This is a genomic window from Mesorhizobium sp. M7A.F.Ca.US.006.01.1.1 (assembly GCF_003997935.1).
GTDB lineage: Bacteria > Pseudomonadota > Alphaproteobacteria > Rhizobiales > Rhizobiaceae > Mesorhizobium.
Genome location: NZ_RZQL01000084.1, coordinates 1 through 25,439, shown reverse-complemented (window position 1 = coordinate 25,439; position 25,439 = coordinate 1). Strand labels below are relative to the sequence as shown.

The 25,439-nt window shown below is 63.4% G+C and carries 26 protein-coding genes; 14 read left to right on the top strand and 12 right to left on the bottom strand.

What is annotated here, in order from left to right; translation table 11 throughout:
- The 3 genes from EN943_RS16505 to EN943_RS16495 form a co-directional block, all read left to right on the top strand.
- On the top strand, positions 1–759 hold a 759-nt coding region (locus tag EN943_RS16505; protein WP_206522770.1), incomplete at its 5' end, for an extensin family protein.
- A gap of 116 nt (positions 760–875) precedes the next feature.
- A complete protein-coding gene (locus EN943_RS16500; RefSeq protein WP_127413555.1) occupies positions 876–1,682 on the top strand; it encodes an extensin family protein in 807 nt (268 codons plus the stop codon).
- A gap of 73 nt (positions 1,683–1,755) precedes the next feature.
- The gene (locus EN943_RS16495) at positions 1,756–2,463 is read left to right on the top strand and encodes an LssY C-terminal domain-containing protein (protein WP_127413553.1); all 708 of its coding nucleotides are present in this window, start codon (positions 1,756–1,758) and stop codon (positions 2,461–2,463) included.
- Positions 2,464–2,476: 13 nt separating this feature from the next.
- Here EN943_RS16495 and EN943_RS16490 read toward each other — a convergent pair whose 3' ends face one another.
- The gene (locus EN943_RS16490; RefSeq protein WP_127413551.1) at positions 2,477–3,499 is read right to left on the bottom strand and encodes an NAD(P)-dependent alcohol dehydrogenase; all 1,023 of its coding nucleotides are present in this window, start codon (positions 3,497–3,499) and stop codon (positions 2,477–2,479) included.
- A 126-nt stretch (positions 3,500–3,625) separates the two neighbouring features.
- Here EN943_RS16490 and EN943_RS16485 point away from each other — a divergent pair, with 126 nt between their 5' ends.
- Together EN943_RS16485 and EN943_RS16480 are read left to right on the top strand one after the other, a co-directional pair.
- Positions 3,626–4,540, top strand: a complete 915-nt coding sequence (locus EN943_RS16485) for a LysR family transcriptional regulator (protein ID WP_127413549.1) — start codon at positions 3,626–3,628, stop codon at positions 4,538–4,540.
- A 75-nt stretch (positions 4,541–4,615) separates the two neighbouring features.
- Positions 4,616–5,926 (top strand): hemolysin family protein, encoded by a 1,311-nt coding sequence (locus EN943_RS16480; protein ID WP_127413547.1) that lies wholly within the window; start codon positions 4,616–4,618, stop codon positions 5,924–5,926.
- A 26-nt stretch (positions 5,927–5,952) separates the two neighbouring features.
- Here the strand turns inward: EN943_RS16480 and EN943_RS16475 are convergent, their stop codons facing one another.
- Positions 5,953–6,207 carry a DUF1127 domain-containing protein gene (locus EN943_RS16475; protein WP_127413546.1) on the bottom strand — a complete coding sequence of 85 codons (255 nt, stop codon included), beginning with the start codon at positions 6,205–6,207 and terminating at the stop codon, positions 5,953–5,955.
- 230 nt (positions 6,208–6,437) lie between these two features.
- Between EN943_RS16475 and EN943_RS16470 the strand changes: the two genes are divergently transcribed.
- A complete protein-coding gene (locus tag EN943_RS16470; RefSeq protein ID WP_127413544.1) occupies positions 6,438–7,946 on the top strand; it encodes a winged helix-turn-helix domain-containing tetratricopeptide repeat protein in 1,509 nt (502 codons plus the stop codon).
- Between the two features lie 38 nt (positions 7,947–7,984).
- Here the strand turns inward: EN943_RS16470 and EN943_RS16465 are convergent, their stop codons facing one another.
- Positions 7,985–8,911, bottom strand: coding sequence for a DMT family transporter (locus tag EN943_RS16465; protein ID WP_127413542.1), 927 nt, complete (start codon positions 8,909–8,911; stop codon positions 7,985–7,987).
- Positions 8,912–9,196: 285 nt separating this feature from the next.
- On the opposite strand from EN943_RS16465, the gene EN943_RS16455 reads away from it, so the two are divergent.
- The gene (locus EN943_RS16455; RefSeq protein ID WP_127413540.1) at positions 9,197–10,006 is read left to right on the top strand and encodes an MBL fold metallo-hydrolase; all 810 of its coding nucleotides are present in this window, start codon (positions 9,197–9,199) and stop codon (positions 10,004–10,006) included.
- A 59-nt stretch (positions 10,007–10,065) separates the two neighbouring features.
- Here the strand turns inward: EN943_RS16455 and EN943_RS16450 are convergent, their stop codons facing one another.
- On the bottom strand, positions 10,066–10,671 hold the full coding sequence (locus tag EN943_RS16450; RefSeq protein WP_023809763.1) for an NADPH-dependent FMN reductase: 606 nt from the start codon (positions 10,669–10,671) through the stop codon (positions 10,066–10,068).
- 89 nt (positions 10,672–10,760) lie between these two features.
- Between EN943_RS16450 and EN943_RS16445 the strand changes: the two genes are divergently transcribed.
- Positions 10,761–11,129, top strand: coding sequence for a helix-turn-helix domain-containing protein (locus tag EN943_RS16445; protein WP_164748987.1), 369 nt, complete (start codon positions 10,761–10,763; stop codon positions 11,127–11,129).
- 150 nt (positions 11,130–11,279) lie between these two features.
- Here EN943_RS16445 and EN943_RS16440 read toward each other — a convergent pair whose 3' ends face one another.
- From EN943_RS16440 to EN943_RS16430, 3 genes are all read right to left on the bottom strand, one after another.
- Positions 11,280–11,483 carry a hypothetical protein gene (locus EN943_RS16440; protein WP_127413539.1) on the bottom strand — a complete coding sequence of 68 codons (204 nt, stop codon included), beginning with the start codon at positions 11,481–11,483 and terminating at the stop codon, positions 11,280–11,282.
- Positions 11,484–11,599: 116 nt separating this feature from the next.
- On the bottom strand, positions 11,600–11,995 hold the full coding sequence (locus tag EN943_RS16435) for a hotdog domain-containing protein (protein ID WP_013530049.1): 396 nt from the start codon (positions 11,993–11,995) through the stop codon (positions 11,600–11,602).
- Positions 11,996–12,346: 351 nt separating this feature from the next.
- Positions 12,347–13,288 carry a phosphoribosylaminoimidazolesuccinocarboxamide synthase gene (locus tag EN943_RS16430; protein ID WP_127413537.1) on the bottom strand — a complete coding sequence of 314 codons (942 nt, stop codon included), beginning with the start codon at positions 13,286–13,288 and terminating at the stop codon, positions 12,347–12,349.
- 258 nt (positions 13,289–13,546) lie between these two features.
- Between EN943_RS16430 and EN943_RS16425 the strand changes: the two genes are divergently transcribed.
- The 3 genes from EN943_RS16425 (at position 13,547) to EN943_RS16415 (ending at position 17,538) form a co-directional block, all read left to right on the top strand.
- On the top strand, positions 13,547–15,163 hold the full coding sequence (locus tag EN943_RS16425; RefSeq protein WP_127413559.1) for a GMC family oxidoreductase N-terminal domain-containing protein: 1,617 nt from the start codon (positions 13,547–13,549) through the stop codon (positions 15,161–15,163).
- Positions 15,160–16,371, top strand: a complete 1,212-nt coding sequence (locus EN943_RS16420; RefSeq protein ID WP_127413535.1) for a mandelate racemase/muconate lactonizing enzyme family protein — start codon at positions 15,160–15,162, stop codon at positions 16,369–16,371. Before EN943_RS16425 ends, EN943_RS16420 begins: the two co-directional genes overlap by 4 nt.
- A gap of 243 nt (positions 16,372–16,614) precedes the next feature.
- Positions 16,615–17,538, top strand: a complete 924-nt coding sequence (locus EN943_RS16415) for an NAD(P)-dependent oxidoreductase (protein WP_127413533.1) — start codon at positions 16,615–16,617, stop codon at positions 17,536–17,538.
- Positions 17,539–17,881: 343 nt separating this feature from the next.
- On the opposite strand, the gene EN943_RS16410 is transcribed toward EN943_RS16415, so the two are convergent.
- Positions 17,882–18,820, bottom strand: a complete 939-nt coding sequence (locus tag EN943_RS16410) for a diacylglycerol kinase family protein (protein WP_127413557.1) — start codon at positions 18,818–18,820, stop codon at positions 17,882–17,884.
- 740 nt (positions 18,821–19,560) lie between these two features.
- Between EN943_RS16410 and EN943_RS16405 the strand changes: the two genes are divergently transcribed.
- From EN943_RS16405 to EN943_RS16395, 3 genes are all read left to right on the top strand, one after another.
- Entirely contained in the window at positions 19,561–19,995 is a 435-nt protein-coding gene (locus EN943_RS16405; RefSeq protein ID WP_127413532.1) for a hypothetical protein, read from the top strand.
- Between the two features lie 6 nt (positions 19,996–20,001).
- Complete coding sequence (locus EN943_RS16400) at positions 20,002–21,132, top strand: hypothetical protein (protein ID WP_127413530.1); 1,131 nt, start codon at positions 20,002–20,004, stop codon at positions 21,130–21,132.
- Between the two features lie 150 nt (positions 21,133–21,282).
- Entirely contained in the window at positions 21,283–21,804 is a 522-nt protein-coding gene (locus EN943_RS16395) for a hypothetical protein (RefSeq protein ID WP_127413528.1), read from the top strand.
- A 33-nt stretch (positions 21,805–21,837) separates the two neighbouring features.
- Here EN943_RS16395 and EN943_RS16390 read toward each other — a convergent pair whose 3' ends face one another.
- The 4 genes from EN943_RS16390 to EN943_RS16375 all read right to left on the bottom strand — a co-directional run bounded on the left by EN943_RS16390 (position 21,838) and on the right by EN943_RS16375 (position 25,155).
- Entirely contained in the window at positions 21,838–22,368 is a 531-nt protein-coding gene (locus EN943_RS16390; RefSeq protein ID WP_127413526.1) for a dihydrofolate reductase family protein, read from the bottom strand.
- 91 nt (positions 22,369–22,459) lie between these two features.
- Positions 22,460–23,092: a hypothetical protein gene (locus EN943_RS16385; protein ID WP_127413524.1), complete on the bottom strand. Its 633-nt coding sequence runs from the start codon at positions 23,090–23,092 to the stop codon at positions 22,460–22,462.
- A gap of 15 nt (positions 23,093–23,107) precedes the next feature.
- Positions 23,108–24,730, bottom strand: coding sequence for an FAD-binding oxidoreductase (locus EN943_RS16380; protein WP_127413522.1), 1,623 nt, complete (start codon positions 24,728–24,730; stop codon positions 23,108–23,110).
- Between the two features lie 182 nt (positions 24,731–24,912).
- Positions 24,913–25,155 carry a DUF1344 domain-containing protein gene (locus tag EN943_RS16375; protein ID WP_013530037.1) on the bottom strand — a complete coding sequence of 81 codons (243 nt, stop codon included), beginning with the start codon at positions 25,153–25,155 and terminating at the stop codon, positions 24,913–24,915.
- Between the last annotated feature and the right edge of the window lie 284 nt (positions 25,156–25,439).

The window sequence follows — 25,439 nt, the reverse complement described above, 5'->3', positions numbered from 1 at the left end:
CTTCCCGAGCCGTCGGCTCCCGAACCCTCAACCGATACGGAAAGCGAGCGGGAGCCGCCCGCGGTCGCGCCAACGCCGACACCAAAACCCGACGTCGCGGAGCCCGAGGCTCAGCCGCCAACCGTTGCCCCGCAGCCACCACAAAAGCCGGCCGATGCAGATGACAAGAAGATGCTGCCCGATCCGCGCTCGGCCGACCTGCCCGATGAAAAAATGCCGGCCGAGGAAGTCGCCTGCCGCGAACGGCTGAAGACGCTCGGCGTCGAATTCGAAGAACACAAGGCGGAAAGCCAGCCCGAAATCGGCTGCTCGATCCCCTACCCCGTCGTGCTGAAGACCCTTGGAAAGTCGATCGCGATTGCCCCCGGAACCGAGCTCAACTGCAAGATGGCCGAGGCAACGGCGCGTTTTGCCGCCGATGTCATCCAGCCGGCGGCGAAAGCCGAATTCGGTGCGGACCTGAAATCGATCGGCCAGGCATCGGCTTTTGTCTGCAGGCCCCGCCACGGCACCCGGAAATTGTCGGAACACGCGTTCGGCAACGCGCTCGACATCGCCAGCTTCACTCTGTCGGACAGCAAGAAGATCGAGGTCGGCCCGGCGCCGCCCGAGAAAGACGCTAAATTCCTCAATGCCGTGCGCAAGGCCGCCTGCGGACCCTTCAAGACCGTGCTCGGCCCAGGCGCCGACGCCGATCATTCCCTGCATTTCCATCTCGATCTCGAACAGCGCCGGCATGGCGGCACGTTCTGCCCGTGAGCGTGGCTGATCCAGGCCGCCTGCCGCAATTCGGCCGCAGGCATGAACGCGGACGCTGAGTTTTCCTTTACCCTTGATCGTTAAAATGCCGGATATCCATCAACAGGATTCCGCCAATGGCCGGCAAACTTCGGGCCGTGTTTTTCGCCACCGCGCGCCAGTCAAAATATGCAGCAATGCTGACCGCCGGCCTGGCGCTGGCGGCGCTTTCCGCCTGCAACACCGGCAGTGTGCTGTCGCTGCAGCCGGCCGTCGACGTCGGCGCGCAGACGGCTGCCGTGCCGCAATATGCCGGCATGCAGAAGCTTGTTCCTTCCAATCCATACATGACGCAGGCCGCTTATCCGCGCATGGACGAACCGATGTCGCCCGTCGAGCAGATGCCGGCCAGCGAAACCGACTGCCGGCAGCAATTGAAGCGCCTCGATGTCGCCTACACCGACCTGGCGCCGATCCATGAAGGCCAATGCGGCATCGATTATCCGGTCAAGGTTTCGGCCATCGGCAACATCCAGATGAAACCCGCAGCGACCCTGACCTGCGACATGGCTGCCACCTTCGCCGGCTGGACGAAGAACGAGCTCGTCCCCTCCGCCCGCTGGCGTTATTTCTCCGGCGTCAAGACCATCCACCAGGGCTCCAGCTATTCCTGCCGCAGGATTGCCGGCGAAGGCGTCCTGTCCGAGCACGGCAAGGGCAATGCGCTCGACGTCATGAGCATCGAGCTCAACAATGGCGACGACATCGACGTACGCAAGCCCGGCCTGTTCGCCTTCCGCACCCGCGGCTTCCTCAACAATGTGCGCGCCGACGGCTGCCAGTATTTCACCACCGTGCTCGGCCCCGGCTACAACTACGACCACCGCAACCATTTCCATTTCGACATCAAGAACCGCAAGAACGGTTATCGCGCCTGCCGTTAGATCAACGGCGGTACCCTTTGGCGGAGTGCCGCGAAACCGCCTAAAGTGATGCCGGAACGTTTGAGCGGCATTCATGAGCCATCGCAGCATTCGACGACGCATTACGATCTGGGTAGCAGCCTTGCTGGCCGCCTATCTGGCGCTCGCCTATGTCGCGGCACCTGAATTCTGGACATTCCATGATCGAGGTTTTCGCACGCGGCGCTTCGAGATGCTGACGCACACGCCGCAAGGCATTCCGGGCGACCCGATCAATGTCGGCCTTGTCGGCACGCAGAAGGAAGTAGTCCACGCCTTTGCCGTCGCCGGCTGGGACACCGCCGACGCCGTCACCCTGAAGACCGCGATCGAGATCGGTGAAAGCGTGCTGTTCGACCACCCCTATCCCGACGCGCCGGTCAGCAGGCTGCTGTTCGATGGCCGCGCCCAGGATCTCGCCTTCGAAAAGCCGGAGGGCTTCAGCGCCGACCGCCGGCATCATGTCCGCTTCTGGCAGACCGATGCCGCCGGCGATGACGGCCGGCCGCTGTGGCTGGGCTCAGCCAGCTTCGATCGCGGCGTCGGCCTCAGCCACGATACCGGCGCCGTCACCCACCACATCGGCCCCGACATCGACGCTGCGCGCGATTTCCTGATGCGCGACCTGGCCACCGCCGGCACGCTGATCTCGACCAGCGACATATCGGGCGTCGGCGCCACCAGTACGGGACGCAATGGCGGCGGCGATCCCTATTTCACGGACGGCGAGGCAATTGTCGGCGTGTTGAAGCAGCTGCCATGACACATCGCAACAGTCAGGTCGTGGTGATCACGATCTTGCCGAACGGCCCTTTCTCCAGATGCTGCAAGGCCTGCGGCACCTCATCGAAGCCAAAGATCTTGTCGATGACCGGCTTGATCGCCAGCGCCTCGATCGCCTGATTCATACGCTCGAAGGCGCGGCGATGGCCGACCGACAAACCCTGCACGGTGATGCGGTTGCGCATGAAGGGCATGATCGGGAAGCTGAGCTCCATCGCGCCCAGCAGGCCGATGATCGACAGCCGGCCGTCGGCGGCCAGCGCGTTCAGCGATCGCCGTGCATTGTCGCCGCCGACCATTTCCAGCACGTGGTTCACGCCCAGTCCGTTCGTCACCTCACGCGCGGCCTCGTCCCAGGCCGGTTGCGTGCGGTAGTTGATCCCTTGCCAGGCGCCAAGCTTTCTCGCCCGCTCAAGCTTTTCATCGCTGCTTGAGGTGACGATGGCGCGCAGGCCGAACGCGGTGGCGAACTGCAGCGCAAACAGCGACACGCCGCCGGTGCCCTGGATCAGAATGGTCTGGCCCGGCACCGGTCTGGTCGCTTCGGCCATGGCGAACCAGGCCGTCAGCGCCGCGATCGGCAATGTCGCGGCCTCGATATCGCCGAGCGACGGCGGCGCCAGCACCGCGGCGTCCTCGCCGAAGATGACATGATCGGAAAGCATGCCCGACAGCGACGACCCCAGCGTGTGCTTATGCAGCACCGGCGGCGCGTCGCCATCCGGCCAATCGGCGATCACCTGGCCGAGCACGCGCTGCCCGACCTGAAAGCGGCTGACCGCACTGCCGACGGCCACCACCTCACCCACGGCATCGGATGTCGGCACGAAGGGAAAGGCAAGGTCGGGGATCAGCACGCCGTCTACGACCATCTTGTCCTTGTAGTTGAGCGATACGGCCTTGGTCCGCACCAGCAAATCGTGCGGCCCTGGCTCGGGAACCTTGCCTTGCACCTGGCTTAGCCTCGACAGGCCAAAACCGCTCATCTGCCAGGATCTGTTGATTTGGGTGCTCATGTCGTCTCGCGCTCCGTGAGTGATACCAGGCGAGACATTTATGCTTTTCGACTATAGAAAATAGTGCTTCCGTGCGGTATAATTTTAGACTGATTGCGGACTAAAAGTCGACAATAGGAAATCACCATGGAAACGGCCGACCTGCAAGGCATCGTCGCGTTTGTTCAGGCGGTGGAGGCCGGCAGCTTCACCAGCGCCGGCGAGCGGCTGCATGTGACGAAGTCGGCGATCGGCAAATCGATCGCGCAACTGGAGCAGAGGCTCGGCGTTCGCTTGCTGAACCGCACCACCCGCAGCCTCAGCCCGACCAGCGAAGGCGTCAGCTACTATGAAGCCTGCATCCGGGCCCTGGCCGAGATCGAAGCCGCACAGTCGCTGCTCGCCTCGCGCCGGCAGGTCCCGTCTGGCCGGCTTCGGATCGACGTGCCGCTGGCCTTCGGCCGACGCTGCGTCGCCGCCGTGCTGTTCGAGATTTCGAGGAAATTTCCGGACCTGACGGTGGAGGTCTCCTTCAATGACCGCCGCGTCGACCTGATCGAGGAGGGCATCGACCTGGCGGTCCGCATGGGCGAACTCGACGACAGCCTGTCGCTTGCGGCCAGGCGCCTCTACGCCCAGCGCTCGGCCATATGCGCGGCTCCCGACTATCTCGACAGGCATGGCCGGCCGCAATCGGTCGAGGATCTCGCCGATCACAGCGTCATTGGCTACGGTCGCGAGGGCATCGTCCGTCCCTGGGTGATCAGGCATTCCGACGGCCATCTCACAACCTTCGTGCCCAAGGCGCGGCTCGTTCTCGGTCATGGCGAACCGATGCTGGATGCAGCGCTCGCCGGCTGCGGCATCGCCTTCCTGCCGACATGGCTGGCCGCCGACAGCCTCAAGAGCGGCGATCTCGAAATGGTGCTGTCGGACTGCCTGGTCGAGAACATCGTCGTGCATGCCGTCTGGCCGGTGACGCGCGCGCTCACGCCAAAGGTGCGGGTTGTCGTCGACGCCCTCGTCGAACATTTTTCGGCGCCGCCCTGGGATGCCGCGTGACCGAAATACCGGTCATTTCTCAAAAATCACGCCGGACTATTTTCGAAGACCGCGCCGCAATGCTATTGACCGCTCATGTTATACGTCGAAATCGCTATCGTGGTCGTCCTCATCTGCGTGAACGGCCTTTTGTCGATGTCCGAGCTCGCCATCGTCTCGTCGCGCCCGGCCAGGCTGAAAGCGATGATCGACCGCGGCATCAATGGCGCCGGCCGCGCCCTTGATCTTGGCTCAAATCCCGGCAAGTTCCTCTCCTCGGTGCAGATCGGCATCACCCTGGTCGGCGTCCTCTCCGGCGCCTTTTCCGGCGCCACGCTCGGCGAGCGGCTGGCGCAGTTCCTGGCCTCCACCGGCCTCCGCGAGACCGTTGCCGATCCGCTGGGCGTCGGCATCGTCGTTGCCATCATCACCTATTTCTCGCTGATCGTCGGTGAGCTGGTGCCCAAGCAGATCGCTCTGCGTGACCCCGAGCGGGTCGCCGCCAGGGTCGCTCCGGCAATGACCATCCTCGCCACCGTCTCGGCGCCGCTGGTCTTCCTGCTCGACTTCTCCGGCCGCGCCATATTGTGGCTGCTCGGCCAGCGGGGCGAAAGCGAGGAGAAGGTCACCGACGAAGAGATCAAGATGCTGGTCGCCGAGGCCGAGCATCACGGCACCATCGAATCCGACGAGCGGCGCATGATCGCCGGCGTCATGCGGCTTGGCGACCGCGCCGTGCGCGCGGTGATGACGCCGCGCACCGAAGTCGACTGGATCAATCTGCAATCCGACGAGGCGGCCATCCGCAAGCTGCTCATGGAAACCCAGCATTCGCGCCTGCCGGCTGGCGACGGCGGCGTCGACGTCATGGTCGGCGTCGTCCAGACGCGTGACGTGCTGGCCGCACTGCTTGCCGGCCGCGTGCTCGACCCGCGCAGGCATGTGCGCGCAGCCCCTATCGTCTACGACCAGGCCGACGCGCTGGATGTGCTGCAGAAGCTAAAGGAATCCGACGTGCCGATGGCGCTGGTGCATGACGAATACGGCCATTTCGAAGGCATCGTCACCCCGGCCGACATTCTGGAAGCCATCACCGGCGTGTTCCGCGCGGACACCGACGCCGGCGATGAGGAAAACGCGGTCAAACGCGAGGACGGCTCGTGGCTGCTCGCCGGCTACATGCAGGCCGACGAGATGGCCGACATTCTCGGCATCGACCTGCCGGAAAACCGCGATTACGAAACCGTCGCCGGTTATGTGCTGTCGCACATGCATCATCTGCCGGCGACCGGCGAATGCGTCGACGCGCAGGGCTGGCGCTTCGAGGTGGTCGATCTCGACGGCCGCCGCATCGACAAGCTGATCGCCACCCGCCTGGCCGGCGCCCATCGCGAGGCGGTGCGCTGACGCCCGACGCGATTGCGGTATTCGCTCTATCGTTCCCAGAAGGACTTGGCGATCTCTCCCTCGACCTGCTGTATCGTCAGGCCGATATCGTCGATCAGATGCGGATTGTCCTTCGACATCTGCCTGAGCTGCCAGCGAAAGCGTATGCGCTCGCGCCAGGTCCGATCGTGCCAGCTCGCGATGATGCTTCGCAGGGTCTTCAGGAGCCGGCGCGATGCCGGCCGCCCGGGCGTTCCCGGCCGCGCTGCACAACGCCGGGCTGATGCAAGTGTATTGGTCATGGCAACCTCCATATGGTTTGAGGGCCTGGGGCTCTCGATGAGGTTGAATTCTGCGCGATACGGACGGCGCCGTAATTAAGCCCTCCCAAATAGTTCTCAAAACTTCCAAACGAGCTAGAGCAGTTCACCGGTTCACGGAACCGGAAAACTACTCTAACCCTTTGTTTTGACGCAATTCCGAACAGAAAACCGCTTCACACTTTTCCTGGAATTGCTCTATAGATGCGCCTATGCAGGGATCGCGTTTTGCCTTTGGTCCGTTTGTGCTTGATCCGGGTGCGGGAACGCTGCTCCGGAACGATGTCCCCGTTGCCGTTGGCTACCGTGGGCTAAGTTTGCTTGCGGCACTCGTCGGGCGGCCTGGCGAAATCTTGGGGAAGGCCGAGCTGATGGACGCGGCGTGGCCGGGCACGGCCGTCGAGGAAGGCAATCTCACCGTCCAGATCGCGCAGCTGCGCAAGCTGCTTGGTCCTGTCGGCGAGAACGGCGAATGGATATCCACCGTTCCGCGCGTCGGCTACCGTTTCGCAGGCGCCGTCGAACAGCTGGGCGAGGCCAGGCGAAAACCCTTGCCGCTGCCCGACAAACCATCGATAGCCGTGCTGCCCTTCGTCAATTTCAGCAACGATCCCGAGCAGGATTCCTTCGTGGATGGGTTGACGGAAGACCTGATCACCGACCTGTCCAGGATCTCCGGCCTGTTCGTCATCGCCCGCAACTCGACCTTTGCCTACAAGGGAAAAGCGATGGACGTGCGCGAGATCGCCGGGGACCTTGGCGTGCGCTACCTGTTGGAGGGCAGCGCAAGACGTGCCGCGGGGCGCGTGCGCATCAACGCGCAGCTGGTCGATGCGGTGAGCGGCGATCATCTGTGGGCGGAACGCTTCGATCGCGGCCTGGAGGATATCTTTGCCGTTCAAGACGAGGTGACGGCCAAGATCGTGGAAGCGCTGCTTGGCCGGCTGCGCGCGCCGCCACCGCGCAATCGGCCGCGAAATCTGGAGGCCTATGACCTCTGCGTGCGGGCGCGCAAGCTGATCGACGACTCGCCGCAGATGGCGCAGGAAGCGCATCTGATGCTGACGCGCGCGGTGTCGCTCGATCCTGATTATGCCGAGCCCTATCGCTGGCTTGCCATGAACCACTGGATGGGACAGGTGCATTGGGGCGGACCAACCGAGGCTGCCCGCAGCGTTGCCCTGGAGCTGGCGCGCAAGGCCGTGGCGATCGATCCCAACGATGCCGGCTGTCACTGGATCCTGGCTTACCTGCTTGCTTATGAGCGCAGCTTCACTGAAGCGGATGCGGAATTCGCCAAGGCGATCGAGCTCGACCCGAACGAGGCCGACACCTGGGCGGCATTGTCCGACATCGCGGTCCTGGCCGGACGGGTCGAAGAGGGCCTCGAGCACATCGGCAAGGCGTTCCGGCTGAACCCGTTTCCGGCGAGCTGGTACTATCTGACGCTCGGCCAGGCGCAATATGCGGCGCGCGACTACCAAGCCGCTATCGAGACGTTGCGCCGTGACGAGACCTATCGCACAAGCTCACGCCGTTTCCTGGCGGCAAGCCTGGCCCAACTCGGCCGGTTCGACGAGGCGCGCGCGGAGGCTGAACTGTTCCTCGTCGGCAGCCCGCATTTCACAACCCATCACTGGGCGACGACCGAGCCATTCCGCGACGCCGCTACGCTCGAGCATTTCGTCGATGGTTTTCGCAAGGCCGGTCTTCCCAAGTGACGCGCCGGCGTGATCCCAGCCTCACATAGTGCCGCTCCCTAGACCGCCACTTCGATGGGCTCGGCAAGCTTGGGATTGGCCCGCGCGGCGATCAGGCAGCCGGCAACGATCAGGCACGCTCCGGTCAAGGTGGTCCAGGTCGCCTCCTCGCCGAAGAAGAACCAGCCAAGAGCGACCGCCCAGATGAAGGCCGAGTATTCCGTCGGGATCAGATATTGCGCTTCGGCGCGGGCGTAGGACCAGCTCATCAGGAATTGCCCGGCGAGCGACAGCACCGTCACCCCAGCCAAAGGAAGCCACAGATTGCTCGGCAGGGCGACGGCGAGCCAGGGTGCCGCGAGGCCGAGCAGAATGGCAACGCAAAGGTTCTGGAACAGCATGATCTCGATCGGCTTGGCCAACTGCGCCTGTTGCCGGGCGAGGATCAGATTGTAGCCGTAGAACACCGTCGACACGAGCACCGCTGCCGTGCCGAGCATGGCGTCTTGCGAATAGTCTGCCTGCCCGAACTGGCCGGCCATGATGATGGCGACGCCGGCGATGCCGGCCAACGATGCCCAGACAGCCTGGCGCCGGATCCGTTCGCCCAGCAGCAGCGCGGCGAGAAACAGGGCAAACAGGGGCGCCACGAAGCTGAGCCCGATCGCCTCCGCGAGCGGCAGCCTGGCCAAGCCCCAGAAGAAGGATATCAGCACGACGCCGACAATCGCGGCACGCAGCGCATGCAACCTCAGCACCGGAATGGTTGGCTTTAAGCGCGGTCCCGCCAACCATGCCGCGCCCGCGACCACGGTCGCGACCGTGCTGCGCCACAGCAAGGTGTTGTAGACGCCCACCGCGATGACAAGGATCTTCATCGCTGCATCCATCCCGGACAGCAGGAAGATCGCAAGCGCGCATACGAGCACCGGGATCATCGGGGAAACGGCGCCGGTCAGGCTGGATGTCTTCACGGCTTCACTCATGTGACGGATTGCAGCCGGATATATCAGGGCAAAGGACGCGACCAGATGGCAGTCCCGTCGATGTAGCAGTCCAACCCTGATTGGCGTCGTGTCCGCGGCTATCGCGATATCAGGGTATCAGCACCACGCCGACGCGTTGAACGAGGCGGACCGTCTCGCCGACTGCATTATCCGGCCACGGCAGGCGACGCACGCACACGTGGCATAGATCGAATTGACGGGGCAGGTTGCCGACGCGGCTGGCCCGTCGCATGTTGTCGATTGTCTACAGACGGATCGGGAAAAATGCACCGCATAGCTTCAGGCGGCCTTTATCAGACCTACAATCTTGGTGACTTGCGCATCACCTCCTTGCGCGATGGCTATGTCGACATGCCGATCGGACGGCTTCGGCAACGCGGCGACAAGCCATTTGGCGATGAATTGCCGCAACAAGTCACGTTGGTTGGCGGTCAACTCAGGCTTTCCGTCAATGCCTTCGCGATTGACGATGGAAACGGGATCATCCTGATCGATGCCGGCGCTGCGAACGCCTGGCATCCCACCATGGGCCGACTTCCCGAGGCGCTGGACGAAGCCGGCATCGATGCCGGACGAGTCCGTACCGTCTGCTTCACCCACACGCATCTCGACCACATCCATGGTCTTGTGCTTGCCGACGGCCGGGACGCTTTCCCGCGCCTGGCGCGTTTGCTCGTTCCCGGGGAAGAACTCGGCTTTTTTCGCGCCGAAGCGCGGCTCGAACGATTTCACGGCATGGCGGAACCCTTCGAAGCCGGAGACCGTATCGGGACACATGTCGACATTGTCGAAGCCCATGGCCATGAAGCGGGACACAGCTGCTTTCGTGTTTCTGGCGGCGGCGAACGCATTCTGATTTGGGGCGACACCGTTCACGTCCCATCGCTTCAGTTCGATCGACCTGAGGTGACATGGGAATTCGACGCCGATCAGGACCAGGCGCGCGAAAGCCGGTTGCGGTTGCTGGCGCTTGCAGCCGACGAACATTGTTTCGTTGCCGGCGCGCATCTGGATTCGCCCGGCATCGGCCGCGTCGTCCGATCCGGCGCCAGCTTTCGATTCGAGCCGCTATAATTGAAAAGGGCGGCGCAAGCGCCGCCCCATATCCTTGGGAGGATAATTCGAACCGGCGGTCAGGCCGCCTTGACTTCCTCGGCGACGGCATCGGCCTGACGCGCTGCCTTGAGCACCTTGGCCCACCACGCAACATCGTTGACCAGCGCCGTGGCGGCCTGGTTCAGATGCTCGAGGTCTTCCAGCTTCTTTTCGCCCTGGCGGACGGCGAGGAAATCGCCCCAGGCGATATGGACGGCCGACTTGACCGGCGCCATCTGCAATTCGACGGCATACAGTCTAAGCTGTTCGACGGCACGCGAGCCGCCGACGCTGCCATAACCGACGAAGCCGGCCGGCTTCTTGTTCCATTCGTTGGCGGCGTAGTCGATGGCGTTCTTCAGCACGGCCGTCGGGCCGTGATTGTATTCGGCGGCGGTGAAGATGAAGCCGTCGAATTCGGCGACCTTCTTCTGCCAGCGCTGTGCCACTTCGTTCTGCGACGGCGCCCAGGCGGAGGATGCGACCTCGTCGAAGAACGGCAGCGGGAAGTCGCGCAGGTCGACGATCTCGACATCGATGTCGGCATGCGACTTGGCGATCTTGGCGATCCACTGGGTTGGCACATCGGCGAAACGAGCGGCGCGCGTCGATCCGACGACGATGGCAATTTTGGGTTTGGACATAAGGGCTCTCCTTGCGCGAAGTACTGGTATCATTTGGATACCTGCGCTATATGAGATACTGGAAACGCGATGCACAAGAAGGCACTTTTTTGTTACCGAGGCACCCACACCGCTCCGAAGACTGCCGCGCCATCTCGGAAATCCTGCAGCGCGTCGGCGACAAATGGACCGTTCTGGTCGTCGGCAAGCTGGGCGACGGACCGCTGCGTTTCAACGAATTGCGTGCTGCCGTCGGCGGCATCTCGCAGAAGATGCTGACCACCACCTTGCGCGGGCTGGAGCGTGACGGCTTCGTCACCCGCACCGTGTTTCCAACCATTCCGCCGCGCGTCGATTATGAGCTGACCGAGCTCGGCCACGAGCTGCTAATCCCCGTCAGCGCATTGAGCGAATGGGCGCGCGCGAACACCATGCGCGTCAAGGCGGCGCGCGAAAAATTCGACGACGCCCGCGTCTGAAACCCTTGCGCTGCAAGGGATTCAGACCCGCACGCAACATCCGGCTTGCCTGATCGGAAAATTCTATCTCGGCTGCGCGGATCGTTGCCCGGATGCACGCGCCGTTTGGCTGGCGGATTGCCGCTCATGCCGTCCGCTGACGGCCGCCGCTCAGACTCCTGATGTGCTGCTATCGCATCGCGCGGCGGCACAGGTATCACACCGTGCGCCCCGCTCGCCGGGAGCCTGTTCCCCATGCGTGCAGGCACTGCGCGAGATATCTTCCTTCACCTCCGCGTAAGCGGTCACGCCGAGCAGGCAGGTCGTCGCGACCAGGGCTGCCACCAGCCAACCGTTCAGCAGATGTTGACGCATTGTCACTCCTCCGATTGCAGCAGGATCGGGCATGGAGGCAACCGTTGGATGTCGCGAAAAGCGCCTCCCGCACGGGCCCTGTTACAAATGACCAAGCCTGGGAGAAACGGCTTGCGTCAGCCTTCGGCGGGAACCGCTTTCGGCTTGCCCTCGCCATCCAGCGCCACCATGACGAAATCGGCATGGGTGACCTTCTCCATCAGGTCGGAGAGGTAGCGCTGCGCCCACGCCTCGACCTTGAGCGTCATCGAAGTGCGGCCGACGCGCTCGACATGGGTGTAGATGCACAGCGTGTCGCCGATCTTCATCGGCTTGGCGAAGGACATCTCTTTCACCGCCGCCGTCACCACGCGGCCCTTCGCGCGCTCGGCGGCGCGGATGCCGCAGGCCAGATCCATCTGCGCCATCACCCAGCCGCCGAAAATGTCGCCGGCCGCATTGGCATCCGAAGGCATGGCCAGGGTGCGCAGAGTCAGATCGCCAAGCGGCCGTCCTTCAGCGTAGTGCACCATGCGAGAAATCCTTGTGAGGTGACGATCGTCGATCCGTATCGCCGCTGCAGAACCAGGTCAACGCGCCGCAGCTGCTGTTTCCTGGCCTCCATGGGCCATAGGCTAACCCTGGCATTCCCCGGTTGTGCCTGATTTTCAGCGGCTTCGGGTTTTGGAGGGGGCTTCCCCCACTCCGTCGCTGCTTCGCAGCGCCACCTCTCACCCCTCCGGAGGGAGAGGAAGGCACCAGCCCGGCCAAGCTCGCGCCCTTCCTCTACCCCGTCGAACGGGGGAGAGGTGGCGAGCGAAGCTCGACGGAGTGGGGGTCGACTGCGCGGCGTAAGACAAGGCGTTGGCTGAGAGGCGCACCTCTCAAAAATAACCTGCGAGGTTAGCTCGGATGCGGTCCAGCACCGTGCGACCGGATAGGTCGGGCATAAACGCTTTACCCGTGATCGCCTCATAAGCCTGCGCGTAAACCCGCGAGGCCTGTTCGACGATCTCGTCGGGTATCTCTGGAATCGGGTCGCTATAGGGATCGCACCGCGCCGAGACCCATGAGCGGATGAAATCCTTGTCGAAACTCTCCGGCCGGCTGCCGCTGGCGAGCGCCTGTTCGTAACTCGATGCGATCCAGTACCGGCTGCTGTCCGGGGTGTGGATTTCATCGGCAAGAATGATGGTCCCATCCTTGTCGGTACCGAATTCGTACTTCGTGTCGGCGAGGATGAGGCCGCGTTCAGCGGCGCGCTGCTGGCCGCGGGCGAACAGCCGCAGCGCATAGTCCGATACGGTGTCCCACTGCGCTGGCGTAAGCAGGCCCTGTTCGAGGATCTCGGCTTTGGACAGAGGCTCGTCATGGCCGCCATGCGCGGCCTTGCTGGTCGGTGTGATGATCGGCTCCGCCAGTCTTTCATTGTCGCGCAGGCCATCCGCCAGGCGGATGCCGTACATGTCGCGGTCACCGCGCTTGTAGCGCGTCAGGACCGAGGTGCTGGTGGTGCCCGCCAAATAGCCGCGCACGACAATCTCGACCGGCAGGATGTCGAGCCTTGTGCCGACGACGACGTTCGGGTCGGGGTATTCGAGAACATGGTTCGGGCAGATGTCGGCGGTCTCCTCGAACCAGTAGCGCGCCGTCTGCGTCAGGATCTCGCCCTTGAACGGGATCGAGGTCAGGATGGTGTCGAAGGCACTGAGCCGGTCGGTGGCGATGATGATGCGCCTGCCATCCGCCAGATCGTAGTTTTCGCGGACCTTGCCGCTGTAGTGGCCCGGCAGTTCGGGAATGAACGCGTCAGGGAGGGTTCGCATATGATTTCCTGCCTTCCGCAGAGTGGCCAGAGCATGATCCCGAAAAGTTGCAGACTTTTCGGAGAAAATCATGCGCCAAGATAATGCCATCGCATAGGCTGTCGAGAAGGTAGATATCAAGCGCGATTGTCGGGTATCCCCGCAAACCCGGCCAGTTCGGCGGTCGCTTTTTTCACAACTGATGCCGGATGGCGCGGCGACTTCGGAATGCCGTCGCGTCTAGGCTGCAGCCAATTTTCCGGAGCCGCCCGCATCATCATGCAGACCTATGATTTCATCATCGTCGGCTCCGGCTCGGCCGGCTCGGTCCTGGCCGAAAAACTCTCGGCCTCGGGACGCTTCTCGGTGCTGGTGCTGGAAGCCGGCGGCAGCGACCGCCGCTTCTACGTGCAGATGCCGCTCGGCTACGGCAAGACCTTCTTCGATCCCGACGTCAACTGGAACTACAAGGCCGAGCCGGACCCGGGCCTCGCCGGCAATTCCGATCACTGGCCGCGCGGCAAGCTGCTCGGCGGTTCGAGTTCGATCAACGCCATGGTCTGGATCAGGGGCGCGCGCGAGGATTTCGATGCCTGGGCAGCCGCCGGCAATCCCGGCTGGGGCTATGACGACCTGTTGCCCGCCTTCAAGGCGCTCGAGGACAACCAGGCCGGCGCAGACCAATGGCGCGGCACGGGCGGCCCGTTGCACGTCACGGACTGTTCAAACGCCGTCCATCCGCTGACCAGGCGCTATCTGGCCGCCGGCCAGCAGGCCGGCCTGCCGCTTAACCCGGATTTCAACGGCGCTGCGCAGGAAGGCGTCGGCGTCTACCAGATCTCGACCCGCAACGGCCGCCGCATGTCGGCCGCGCGCGCCTTCCTGCGCCCGGCGATGAAGCGTGCAAATGTCCGCGTCGAAATGAAGGCGCTGGCGACCAGGGTGCTGTTCGAGGGCAAGCGCGCCATCGGCGTCGAATACCAGCAGAACGGCGAGACGAAGACGGCGCGCGCCGCCCGCGAAGTCATCCTGTCAGGCGGTTCGGTCAACTCGCCGCAATTGCTGCAGCTGTCGGGCGTCGGTCCTTCGTCGCTGCTCCAGGGGCTTGGCATTCCCGTCGTCCACGCCAACGAAAATGTCGGCGCGCATCTGCAGGACCATGTCGGCATCAACTATACCTTCAAGGGCAAGCTGCCGACGCTCAACCAGACGCTGCGTCCCTGGTGGGGCAAGCTGCTGGTCGGCATGCGGTATATCCTGACCCGCTCCGGCCCGCTGTCGCTGTCGATGAACAATGCCGGCGGCTTCTTCCGCACCGACCCGGCGGCGACGCGGCCCAACATGCAGCTCTATTTCCAGGCATTCTCGACCGTCATTCCAAAGAGCGGCGAGCGCCCGATCCTGACGCCGGATCCATGGCCGGGCTTTTCCATCGGCCTGTCCAATTGCCGGCCGTCGAGCCGTGGAGAGATCATGATCCGCTCGGCCAACCCACGCGACTACCCCAAGATAACGGCCAATGCCTACTCCACCAATGCCGATGTCGAGGAGATGCTGGCGGCGGTGAAATTCGTGCGCAAGATCGCCTCGATGCCTGCCATGGCCGAGATCATCGCCGAAGAGGTTTTGCCAGGCCCGTCAATCACTTCCGATGCAGACCTGATTCAGGATTTCAGGAAGCGCTCGGGCACCGTCTATCACCCGGTCTCGACCTGCCGCATGGGCCCCGATCCCGCGCGCGCCGTCGTCGATCCGCGTCTCAGGGTGCATGGTCTCGAAGGTTTGCGCGTCATCGATGCCTCGATCTTTCCCGACAACATCACCGGCAACACCAACGCCGCCTCGATCATGACCGGTTGGAAGGGCGCCGAACTGGTTCTGGAGGACCAAAAATGAAGATCACCGACGTCAAGACCTGGGTTGTCGGCAATCCGCCGCCCGGCATCGGCGGCAAGTATTTCATCTTCGTCAAGCTGACCACCGATGGCGGCGTCGTCGGCTATGGCGAGGCCTACAACGCCACCTTCTCCGCCCATGTTACCGCCAGGATGGTCGAGGACATGGCCGAGCGCTATCTCGTCGGCCGCGATCCGCACGACATCGAGAACTTCTTCCGCCGCGCCTATTCGTCCGGCTTCACCCAGCGCCCCGATGTGTCCGGCATGGGCTGCTTCTCGGCGCTGGAAATGGCCTGCTGGGACATTATCGGCAAGGAAGCCGACAAGCCGGTCTACAAATTGCTCGGCGGCCAGGTGCACGAGACGCTGCGCTCCTACACCTATCTCTACCCGCACACCGGCAGCGTCCATTCCGAGGATGCGCACGGCAAGAACGTCTACAACAACCCCGATCTCGCCGCTGCCTGCGCGCTCGAATATGTCGAGCAGGGTTTCAATGCCGTCAAGCTCGACCCGGCCGGCCCCTACACCGCCTTCGACGGCCATCAGCCGCGCCTTGCCGATATCGACCTGTCCACCCGCATGATCAAGGCAATCCGCGAGGCGGTCGGCACCCGCGCCGACATCCTGTTCGGCACGCACGGCCAGTTCACAGCGTCCGGCGCGCTGCGCATGGCGCGCGCCATCGAACCCTATGATCCCTTGTGGTTCGAGGAGCCGGTGCCGCCCGACATGCCGGAGGTGATGGCGCAAGTGGCCCGCGCGACCTCGATCCCGATCGCCACCGGCGAACGGCTGACGACCAAGTTCGAGTTCGCCCGCGTCATCGAGAACCGCGCCGCGACCATCCTGCAGCCGGACCTCGGCCGCTCCGGCGGCATCCTCGAGACCAAGAAGATCGCCGCCATGGCCGAGGCCTACCACATCCAGATCGCGCCGCACTGCTATTGTGGCCCGATCGTCGGCGCCGCCAACATCCAGCTCGCGGTGACGCTGCCCAACTTCCTCATCCTGGAATCGCTGAAGCAGTGGGACGGTTTCCACGCAACGCTCTTGAAGAAGAAGATCGAGTGGCAGGACGGCAAAGTCATCCCCTCAAAGGAGCCCGGCCTCGGCGTCGAGCTCAACGAAGCCGTCTGCGACGCGCACCCCTATACGGGCAAGGAGCTGCATTTGCAGATGATGCAGACGCCGCTGATGCCGTGAGGCGTGAAGACTTCTTGGCAATACTGCCCGCAGAAGCCCCCTCACCCAGCCTCCGCTTTGCTCGGCTGACCGGCCCGGGGCGAGCCGCGTGTCTCGCCCGTCCTTCGGACCCCCGAGGGGAGAGGAGACTATCGGCGCCGAGCTTGCCTCTTCTCCCCAGCAGGGAGAAGGTGGCCGCGAAGCGGTCGGATGGGGGGCCTTTGGCGCGCACTTGCCGGACCGCACATTAGCCGAGGACACGTCATGAGCGACCGGCAAAGCTACGCCTTCATCGGCCTTGGCCATCTCGGCGGCAACCTTGCCGCCAGCCTGGTCCGTAACGGCTTTGCCGTCACCGTCTTCGACAGCGATCCCGCCGCCGTCGAACGACTGGTGGCGCTCGGCGCCACCGCGGCGAGCAGCCCCGCCGAGGCCGCAGCCCGGGCCGGCAACGCCATCTCCTGCCTGCCCTCTCCGAAGGTCAGCGAAGCGGTGCTGGCGGGCGCCGATGGTCTGCTGGAGGGCCTGCCCGCAGGCGGCACCTGGATCGAGATGTCGACCAACGGCCGCGACGAGATTCTCCGCCTCGCCGCCCTCGCCTCGGCCAGGGGCGTCGAGACGCTGGAATGCCCGGTCACAGGTGGCGTGCATCTGGCGGCGGCCGGGAAAATCACCGCGCTGGTCGGTGGCGACGCCGCACTCTATGAACGTCACCGCCCGGCGATTGAAGCGATGTGCGCGAAATCGTTCTTGATGGGGCCGGTCGGCTCGGCGGCGGTGATCAAGGTGATCACCAACATGCTGGCTTTCATCCATCTCGTCGCTGCCGGCGAAGCGCTGATGCTGGCCAAGCAGGGCGGGCTCGACCTCGCCCAATCCTACCACGCCATATCAGCCTCCTCCGGCAACAGCTTCGTCCACGAGACCGAAAGCCAGCTCATTCTCAACGGCTCCTACGACATCGGCTTCACCATGGACCTGGCGCTGAAGGACCTCGGCTTCGCGCTCGCCATGGGCGAACAGTCCGGCGTGCCGCTTGAGCTGGCATCGCGCGTCAACGCGATTTTCGAGCAAGGCAAGGCCAACTATGGCGGCGGCGCCTGGTCGACCCAGATCGTCAAACTGTTGGAAGATGCCGTCGGCACCGACCTGCGCGCGCCTGGCTTTCCGGCCAGGCTGGAGCTTTGACCAGGTACGAATTATCATTTTGAATCAACGCACTGAGGAAGTATTCTCAGGGATGTCGGCAATAACCTGAATCAGAACTGCAACATGTCGAGTCACTTGCCTTAACAGGTTCCGTCGTCATCCTGGGGCGGAGCAAGGAGCGCAGCGACGCAGCGCAGACCCCAGGATCCATGCCGCGACTTCAAAGCGCAGCAGCGGTGCGGAATTCTGCTCCGCTTCATTCTTCGACTAAGGCCACGGCATGGATCCTCGGGTCTCCGCGACGGAGCTTCGCTCCTGCTCCGCCCGTGGATGACGAAGTTGTGGGATGCTCCAACCCAACCGCACCGGGCAACGCCTTGATTCAATATCTGAGCGTCAACGCACCCGGCAGGATCTCGAAGGTCGCGGGTATGCGTCCCGGCGACTCGCCGTCTATGTCGACCAGCGCGCCGTTTTTCTCTAAATCGCCGAGCGGTTCGACCACCACTTTCCGGCCGCGCAGGATGGTGATCGCAGGATGATTGCGATGCCGGCCGCCATAGAGCAGCCGGATGTCCCAGATCAGCTTCAGCTTACCGGCCGCGCGCAGGATGACGATGTCGAACTGCCCGTCGGTCAGGTCGGCGTCCGGCGCGATCATCATGCCGCCGCCGAAGAACTTTCCATTGGCCACCGCCACCAGCGCCATGCGCGCTTCGACGGGCGCGCCGTCGTCGACCGTGATCCTGACGTCCTGAAAGCGGTAGCGGATGAACTCGACCACGGTGCGCCACAGGAACAGCGCCTTGGCCGACATCCTGCCCTTGCGCTTGTCGGCATTGACGGCGCGGTCGGTGGCGCCGGAGAGGCCGAGGCTGGCGATGTTGATGAAGTGCCGGCTGGCCAGCGCGCCATGATCGTCGATGTAGCAGATGCGCCCGGCATCGACCTTGCGACCCTTGGCTTCGGCCAGCCGCTTCAGCACGGCGTCCACCTCTTTCGGCAGGCCGAGCCCGCGCGCGAAATCGATGCCGGTGCCGCACGGCAACAGGCCGAGCTCGGTGATCCGGCCGCTCTCCTGGGTCGCCTGCAACAGCCCGTCGGCCACTTCGCTGGCGGTGCCGTCACCGCCGGCCGCAATCACCAGATCGAAGCCAATCATTGCGAGATCGATTGCCAGCCTTTCGGCGTCGCCTTCGGCCTGCGTTTCGCGCAGCTCGAATTCGCCGAAGTGCTTTTTCAGCGACACGGCGACATCAGGCCAATGCCGTTTCAGCCGGCCGCCACCGGCAATCGGGTTGAGAACCACTCCGACTTTCAAAATACCCGCCTCCCCGGCGCCGGACATGCAGGTCCGATCCTTTGCCGGCATTGAAGCCCGCGACCACCGGCGGAGCAAGGGGCGCTGTCGGCTCGTACGCAAAAAAGCGGGCGGGCTGTCTAAAGCAGGCGGCGCTCGAATTCCCCGATTTGTGGCTAACGATCCCCGGTAATCCCGCTATCCACAGGGCAGCGGCCATTCCCCAGGACCCTTACCCGGCGTACATTAAACCCATCTCAGGCGGCTACCGATCATCAAGCCGAAAGGCGAAGTGAAAGGCGGATTTCCTGAGGCCCGTACGGCCCGAAGCGAGAGCAGGCTTGCCTGTTTCGAGGGACGGAGCCGAGACCTACGGGGCCGCGGAAAGCGTGCCAACGCCAACGGCGGACCGATGCTGCCATGAAGGACGGCAAAAACCTTCGATGGTGCGCAGGGCAAAGCTCGCAAGGGTGGAGACCGGCGTGGTCCCGAACGGACGCTGCTCTCGGGCGGCGGACTGGCAGGACCGTCAAAATCAAGGCTGGCAAGGCGCGACGACTTTACGGAAGTTGCTGCCGCGACCGTGTCCTGATCTGACAGGGAGGCGCTGGGAGAAATCCCGGCGCCGACTGTCTTTTTGGCCCCCCGATGCCCTTTGGCGGCGATCTTGCGAGCGCTGCTTCTCCACGCGCTAAAATCGGTTAGTATCGCTGCGTCGTCAGAGTCTGTTGCAAAGCGGACTCGTAGAAGGGGGATACTTCATGACGCTGATCCAAAAGCTTGCCGTTGCCTATGCTTTCCTGTTCTTCGGCGTCGTCGCCATCGGCTACATACCGGCCTTCAACGACGCCAACGGCAATCTGTTCGGGCTGTTCTCGCTGCAATGGTACGACGACCTGCTGCACGCCTTCTCCGGCGTCTGGGCGCTGGCCGCCGCCTTCATCTCGCATCGCCAGGCGGTGTTCTATTTCAAGCTGTTCGGTTCGGTCTACCTGTTCGACGGCGCGCTCGGGCTGATCACCGGCTCCGGCTGCCTCGATGCCGGCATCTTCATCAACGGTTTCCGCTCCCTCAACGACATCGAATTCCCCGCCCGCTTCTTCGCAAACCTGCCGCACCTCGTCATTGGCGGCTTCGCCGTCTATGTCGGCTTCTGGCTGTCGAAGCGCATTTACGACCACTTCGCCACGGCCTGACCGGCCATGTTCCTGTTCCGCTGGCTGAAGCGCATCATCAAGACGATCCTTTGGCTGGTCGTCATCGTCATCCTGATCCCGATCGTCGGGCTGGCCTACGGCTTCCTGACGACGCCGTCACTCGACAAGACGCCGTTGCCCGGCATTGCCGACGGTGCACCGCCCAAGGCGCTGGCCGACAAGGTTCGCGCCGAGATTCCAGGCTACCAGCGGCCGGAAGAATCGACGTTCCTGACCTATCCGGAATGGGCGATCGTCTACGCCGCGCGCGAATATGCCGGCTTCGTCGACAAGGACCAACCGAGCGGCTTCCCCTACTGGTCCTATGTCGGCCGTTTCTGGCAGGACTACGCGATGGTGATCCGCGCCAGCTCTCCCTACAAATTCAACTACGCCAACCACCAGATGCTGGTCATCATCGGCACCAGCCACTCGATCGAGCACATCCTGCAGTGGGCCTATGAGAACACGGTCGGCCGCATCACCGAGGCGACGACGGCCAAGCGCACAGCCGCCGACATCTATCAGGCCAACGTGGCGGCCGACTATGCCGCTTTCCTCGACCAGGTGCCGTGGTATCAGTTCCCCTATGCCGACAAGCGCGCCGGCCTGTTTGCCGTGCAGCCGGCGCCGGGCGACAGCTCCATCCGCACCAGCGAACGCAAGCTCGCTTTCGGCCTCGCCGACACCATCAAGCAGGGCTATGCCGACCTGATCAAAAAGGCACTCGCGGCTACGACGGACCCCGCCTTGCTCGACATCCATGTCTGGGCCAAGGGACCCGTCGGCGAAGCCACCCGCAACGAACCCGACACCTTGCTGGAGCGCGACCTAGGAACCGATGGCACCATCTTCGTCACCAGGCGCTATCAGGTCTTCACCGAAATGATCCCGCGCCTGATCGACAAGGGCGTCTCCTTCGTCGAGATCGGCGGCAATGACGAGATCATGGTCACCGTGCTCTCCACCGATACGATCGCCGTTCCCGAAGGCATGCGCATCCTGTTCAGCTATCCGCTGCCGGCCAACCCGTCGACGCGCCGCACCGGGTTGACTGTTGCCGTGCGCAAGCTGCATCTCGTGCTGCCGGCGCTGATCAAGGCCGGCGCCCGGCTTGAACACGTCTACGATTACTGAGGCCTTTCGGCCACGCCCGGCCAGGATTATGCATTTCGAGCGCTCCGCCACGCCCATTCCACAATCGCGGCCAAATCCCGCCTTCTTCGCGCGCGAAGGAATGGGAAGAAATGAATGGGCTGCCGGGGGGCATCTCGAAGGGACAAGACCGTGATCAAGACCGCCCTTGTCGCCATGACCATTGTCGGCTGTGACTGCGACGCCAAGCTTTGCGAATATATCGGCGAGACGCCGGCCAAATGGTCGACCGTGGCCGAGTGCGAAGCCGCGATGAAGAGCCAGATGCTGCACGAGCGCAATTTCAACTATCCGCTCGTCTCCGGCATCTGCCGCGCAAAGGGTTCGTCGTCCTCCTCGCAACTGGCCGCGACTGCGTCGCGCCCGGAACTGAAGCCCGCCAGCCGGGTCGTCAGAACCGAAAGCCCATTGCCGCCGGAACTGAGCCACCGGCCGAGCGTCTCGGTCGGTTCGCCGACGACGGCCATGGAAGCCGACGCCGCCCGGCCCGTCGCCTATGAACAGGTGGTCGATGGCGGAACCGGTGTGCTCTATCGCACCAGGAACGGCTACGCCGTGGTCAAGACCGATCTCGGCCGCGCCGCCTCGGCGACCGCCGACGCCGCGAAACGCTCCGTGAACTGGCTGGCCGGATTGATGCCGAAAGGGCTGTAGGCCCGCTGGCGTCTCGGTTTGACGACCGCGTGATCAGGCAGGCACATAGGTCAACCTGATCACGTCGTCGCCAATCAAATCGCTGGCCACAAAGCGAAGCGGCGGCCGGGGGCCGGCGAAGAATGGCTTGCCATGACCAAGCACGAACGGATGGAGGTAAAGTTGGTACGCATCGACAAGACCAAGGTCGGTCAGGCTTCGTGCCAGGCCTGGTCCAGAAACTGAAATCTCCCCGACGAGCTCGGCCTTCAACCCACGGATCACCGCCTCAACGTCGTCCCCGACAAGTGTGGCGTTGGGACCGACCGACTTCAGAGAGCGCGACACAACCCACTTCGGTTGGCTCCGCCACGCCGCCGCGAATTCGTGCGCCTCCGCGCTCCACTCAGGATGGTCTTCGTCCCAATAACGCATGACCTCGTACATGCCGCGACCGTACACACTGCCGCTCAAATTGCGCACTTGCTCTATCCAGTGACGAAAGATCGTCGGGCCCGACGGCATTTTCTGGTGGTCGACATAGCCGTCGAGCGACTGGTTCATTCTGAAAATGAGCTTCGCCATGCTGTAAGATCTCCAACCCCAGCGCCTTCAGAATAACTGGGGCCGCCGTTACGCAAAAGTATGGATTCCCAATCCAAACTGAGACACGGCCCTAGTCCCGCTGCAACTTGACTTTCAGGCTCTGCCAGAACTTGTCGACAAGCGGCTTTTCGGCCGCTGCATCCTCGCCGGCAATTCGGGTGATGAACAGCAGCCCCTGATCGGCCAGGCCGAAGCCGACGATCTCGAAATCGGCGGTGTCGGTGCGTGTCTTCACCTCGGCGCGGATCCCGGTCAATTCCTTGCCGTCGGCAAGTTTGCGCGTCGTCGGCTCCTGCGTCAGCTTGGCGCCGGCCTGCACCGATTCCCTGGTCATCTCCTGCAGCATCAGCTGGTTGAGCGACACCGGATTCATCTTGCCATATTCCTGCACGACGACGATCGTGCCGAGAGCCGACGCCATCAGATACTGCGTGATATTCTCGCCGAGATCGGTCTTGGTCACCGAAATGCCGCTGGGATGGACGAAGGAAAAGTCGCTGCCGGAAAAAGTGGCGAAATCGTTGCGCTCGAGCGCCACCTTGCTCCGCTTGCCGCCGGGCAACGTCACATCAGCGCTCTCGCCGGGATCGATATCGACCGTCACACCGTCGATGGTCAGCTTGAAGGCCTTGAGATCCTCGGCTCCGGCAGGGCCAGCGCACAGCGCGATGAGGATGAGTGCCGCGGCTGATACCTTGCGCATGAAGTCTCCTAACGTCTATGCCACCCCGCTCAGCGCCTTGATGGCACGGTAGAAGGTCGAGGAAAACAGTTCCGTAGGGTCATACTGCCGCTTCGCCGCCAGGAAGGCCGGCAGTTCGGGATAGGAGGCCAGCAATTCCCTGGCCGTATAATGCAGCTGGTAAGGCAGGAAGAAGCGCCCGCCATGCTTGATCGTCACGTCGATCAGCGCCCGCGTCAGCGCCCGCATCCTGGCATTGCCGTCGGCATCGGTCGGCTGGTTGATGTAGAGCACCAGCGAATAGGCCGGCTCCGGCGCGTAGGTCAGCGCCACATCCTCCTTGTGGACGATGCGCACCGAAGCATTGAGCACCGGCAGCGTCTGGTTGCGCAGGATCTCGCGCGCTTCCGCGATGAATTCGACATAGGCGGCACGTGGAATAAAATATTCGTGCAGGATGTCGGTCTCTTCCATCTGATCGTTGAAGAGATAGGGCACCGAATCGTGCATCGGGTTGTTGCGGGTGACGAGACAGGCCTCGCCCTGGGCAAGAGCCGAGGTGCGCGCCACCGTGCAGCTTTCGAATTTCGGCTCCAGCGTCTTTTCGGTGAACCATTTCAGTTCCTGGAACAGGCTGCCCCATTTTGCCAGGTTGATGATCACCCGCTTCAGCCCGACCGATCCCGGCTCGCCGATCTCAGGCTGATCCAACGGCGGCTGCTCGGCCACCTTGTCGTAACGGTAGACGATCATGTCCTCGAGGAAATTGCCGGGCGCCGTCGACAGATGGCCGTAGAACAGGCCGATCTCCTTGTTCGGCTCCAGCACCTCGGCGAAGAATTTCGGAAAATCGTCCGATTTGATGATTTCGCGCGAGGTGCGGTAGACGGCGTTGTCGACGATATCGAGCGTCGCCTCCAGCACCACGCCGAACAGGCCGTAGCCGCCGACCACGTGGCGGAACAGATCGATGTTCTCGGTGGGCGAGCAGGTGGTCACCGAACCGTCGGCCAGCATCACCCGCATCGAGCGGATCGAGCCCGCCACCGAACCCGCCTGGTGGTCCATGCCGTGCGCATTGACCGACAGCGAACCGCCGACCGAGAAGATGTCGGTCGACTGCATCGCCTTTACCGCAAAGTGCGGATGCAGAAGGTTCTGGATGTCGTGCCAGCACGCGCCCGGCTGCAAGGTCATGGTCTTGGCCGCCGCATCGACGGTGACCTTGTTGAACTTTCTGAGGTCGAGCACCAGCGCGTTGTCGTCGAAGGCATGCCCGCCCATCGAATGGCGGATGGCTGCCAGCGAGACTTTCAGGCCGTTGGCACGCGCGAAGGCCAGGGCCTTGGCGATGTGCTCGTCCTCGCTGACCTCGACCACGCCGTAGACCGGCGTCCTCGACAGGCCGCTGGCATCGTTGATGTCACCGCCTTTTGCCGACCAGGGCAGCGACGCATCGAAGGCCGGCGCATTGTCCAGCGGCTTCAGAGGCAGCGCGAAGCCGTCTATATCGGCTATCCGTCCTGCGTTCTTCGGTCCCGAAGGTCCGCGCGCCAGCCGCGCCACCGTGTTGCCGCCCCACAGCACCGCGCCGCCGACGACAGCCGCACCCAGCAGCAATCGCCGCGACAGGCGAAACCCTTTTTGCTCGTCGGCCATGACTATCCCCCGCTGGCCAAGGGATAGCGCGGCTCTTTGGCAAAAACCATAGCGGCGCCGTCGGGACGGCGTTTTGCCTGGCGGTGAAGGGCACGAAAATGGCCGGTCCCCGGGGGACCGGCCAGAATGGAACAGGGTCTGAAATTGCGTCAGCAGGTCTGCCGACGCACGATGCCCTCGCCTTACGAAGCCTTCTTGATCGACGTCACGATGCCGGTCTTGTCATCGACGGTCACCGCTACCTTGGCGCCGACCTTCAGTTTCCCGATCGTCGCCTCCGGCGACAGCTGGTAGATCTTGCCGTCGTCGAGGGTGATCGACTTGGTCGTCGGGTCGACGGCCTGGATGGTGCCCTGAACGGTCGCGGCATAGGCGGTGCCGAGGAAGGCGAGCAGAGCAGCGGTGGTTGCGAGGGTCTTCTTCATTGGTAAGCACTCCGTGCTGTTTCACTTTTCCGGACCGCCGCCTTGGGAAACGACAGCACCGGACGGCCTGAAACTGGAACGGAAAGCGCTCCCTCCGCAAATCACGTTGGGTGAATTTTCGCAAACAATATCATAGGCTTAATTCCGACATATTGCTTGCTGCCGACATCCTTTCAGGCCGCTTCGGCTGCCCATGAGCGCACTTCTGTCCACGAAAAGAGTCGCTTAGGCGATTGTGACGGCGGCTTTGGCTCGCCACGCGGCCGCTGCAATCCACCCCGGGC

Coding starts and splice junctions, on each gene's coding strand:
- EN943_RS16490 (WP_127413551.1), bottom strand. CDS start 3,499: ATGAGCACCCAAATCAACAGATCCTGGCAGATGAGCGGTTTTGGCCTG.
- EN943_RS16470 (WP_127413544.1), top strand. CDS start 6,438: ATGCAGGGATCGCGTTTTGCCTTTGGTCCGTTTGTGCTTGATCCGGGT.
- EN943_RS16450 (WP_023809763.1), bottom strand. CDS start 10,671: ATGTCCAAACCCAAAATTGCCATCGTCGTCGGATCGACGCGCGCCGCT.
- EN943_RS16455 (WP_127413540.1), top strand. CDS start 9,197: ATGCACCGCATAGCTTCAGGCGGCCTTTATCAGACCTACAATCTTGGT.
- EN943_RS16385 (WP_127413524.1), bottom strand. CDS start 23,092: ATGCGCAAGGTATCAGCCGCGGCACTCATCCTCATCGCGCTGTGCGCT.
- EN943_RS16390 (WP_127413526.1), bottom strand. CDS start 22,368: ATGGCGAAGCTCATTTTCAGAATGAACCAGTCGCTCGACGGCTATGTC.
- EN943_RS16475 (WP_127413546.1), bottom strand. CDS start 6,207: ATGACCAATACACTTGCATCAGCCCGGCGTTGTGCAGCGCGGCCGGGA.
- EN943_RS16430 (WP_127413537.1), bottom strand. CDS start 13,288: ATGCGAACCCTCCCTGACGCGTTCATTCCCGAACTGCCGGGCCACTAC.
- EN943_RS16400 (WP_127413530.1), top strand. CDS start 20,002: ATGTTCCTGTTCCGCTGGCTGAAGCGCATCATCAAGACGATCCTTTGG.
- EN943_RS16435 (WP_013530049.1), bottom strand. CDS start 11,995: ATGGTGCACTACGCTGAAGGACGGCCGCTTGGCGATCTGACTCTGCGC.
- EN943_RS16465 (WP_127413542.1), bottom strand. CDS start 8,911: ATGAGTGAAGCCGTGAAGACATCCAGCCTGACCGGCGCCGTTTCCCCG.
- EN943_RS16440 (WP_127413539.1), bottom strand. CDS start 11,483: ATGCGTCAACATCTGCTGAACGGTTGGCTGGTGGCAGCCCTGGTCGCG.
- EN943_RS16405 (WP_127413532.1), top strand. CDS start 19,561: ATGACGCTGATCCAAAAGCTTGCCGTTGCCTATGCTTTCCTGTTCTTC.
- EN943_RS16500 (WP_127413555.1), top strand. CDS start 876: ATGGCCGGCAAACTTCGGGCCGTGTTTTTCGCCACCGCGCGCCAGTCA.
- EN943_RS16420 (WP_127413535.1), top strand. CDS start 15,160: ATGAAGATCACCGACGTCAAGACCTGGGTTGTCGGCAATCCGCCGCCC.
- EN943_RS16380 (WP_127413522.1), bottom strand. CDS start 24,730: ATGGCCGACGAGCAAAAAGGGTTTCGCCTGTCGCGGCGATTGCTGCTG.
- EN943_RS16480 (WP_127413547.1), top strand. CDS start 4,616: ATGTTATACGTCGAAATCGCTATCGTGGTCGTCCTCATCTGCGTGAAC.
- EN943_RS16375 (WP_013530037.1), bottom strand. CDS start 25,155: ATGAAGAAGACCCTCGCAACCACCGCTGCTCTGCTCGCCTTCCTCGGC.
- EN943_RS16415 (WP_127413533.1), top strand. CDS start 16,615: ATGAGCGACCGGCAAAGCTACGCCTTCATCGGCCTTGGCCATCTCGGC.
- EN943_RS16495 (WP_127413553.1), top strand. CDS start 1,756: ATGAGCCATCGCAGCATTCGACGACGCATTACGATCTGGGTAGCAGCC.
- EN943_RS16485 (WP_127413549.1), top strand. CDS start 3,626: ATGGAAACGGCCGACCTGCAAGGCATCGTCGCGTTTGTTCAGGCGGTG.
- EN943_RS16425 (WP_127413559.1), top strand. CDS start 13,547: ATGCAGACCTATGATTTCATCATCGTCGGCTCCGGCTCGGCCGGCTCG.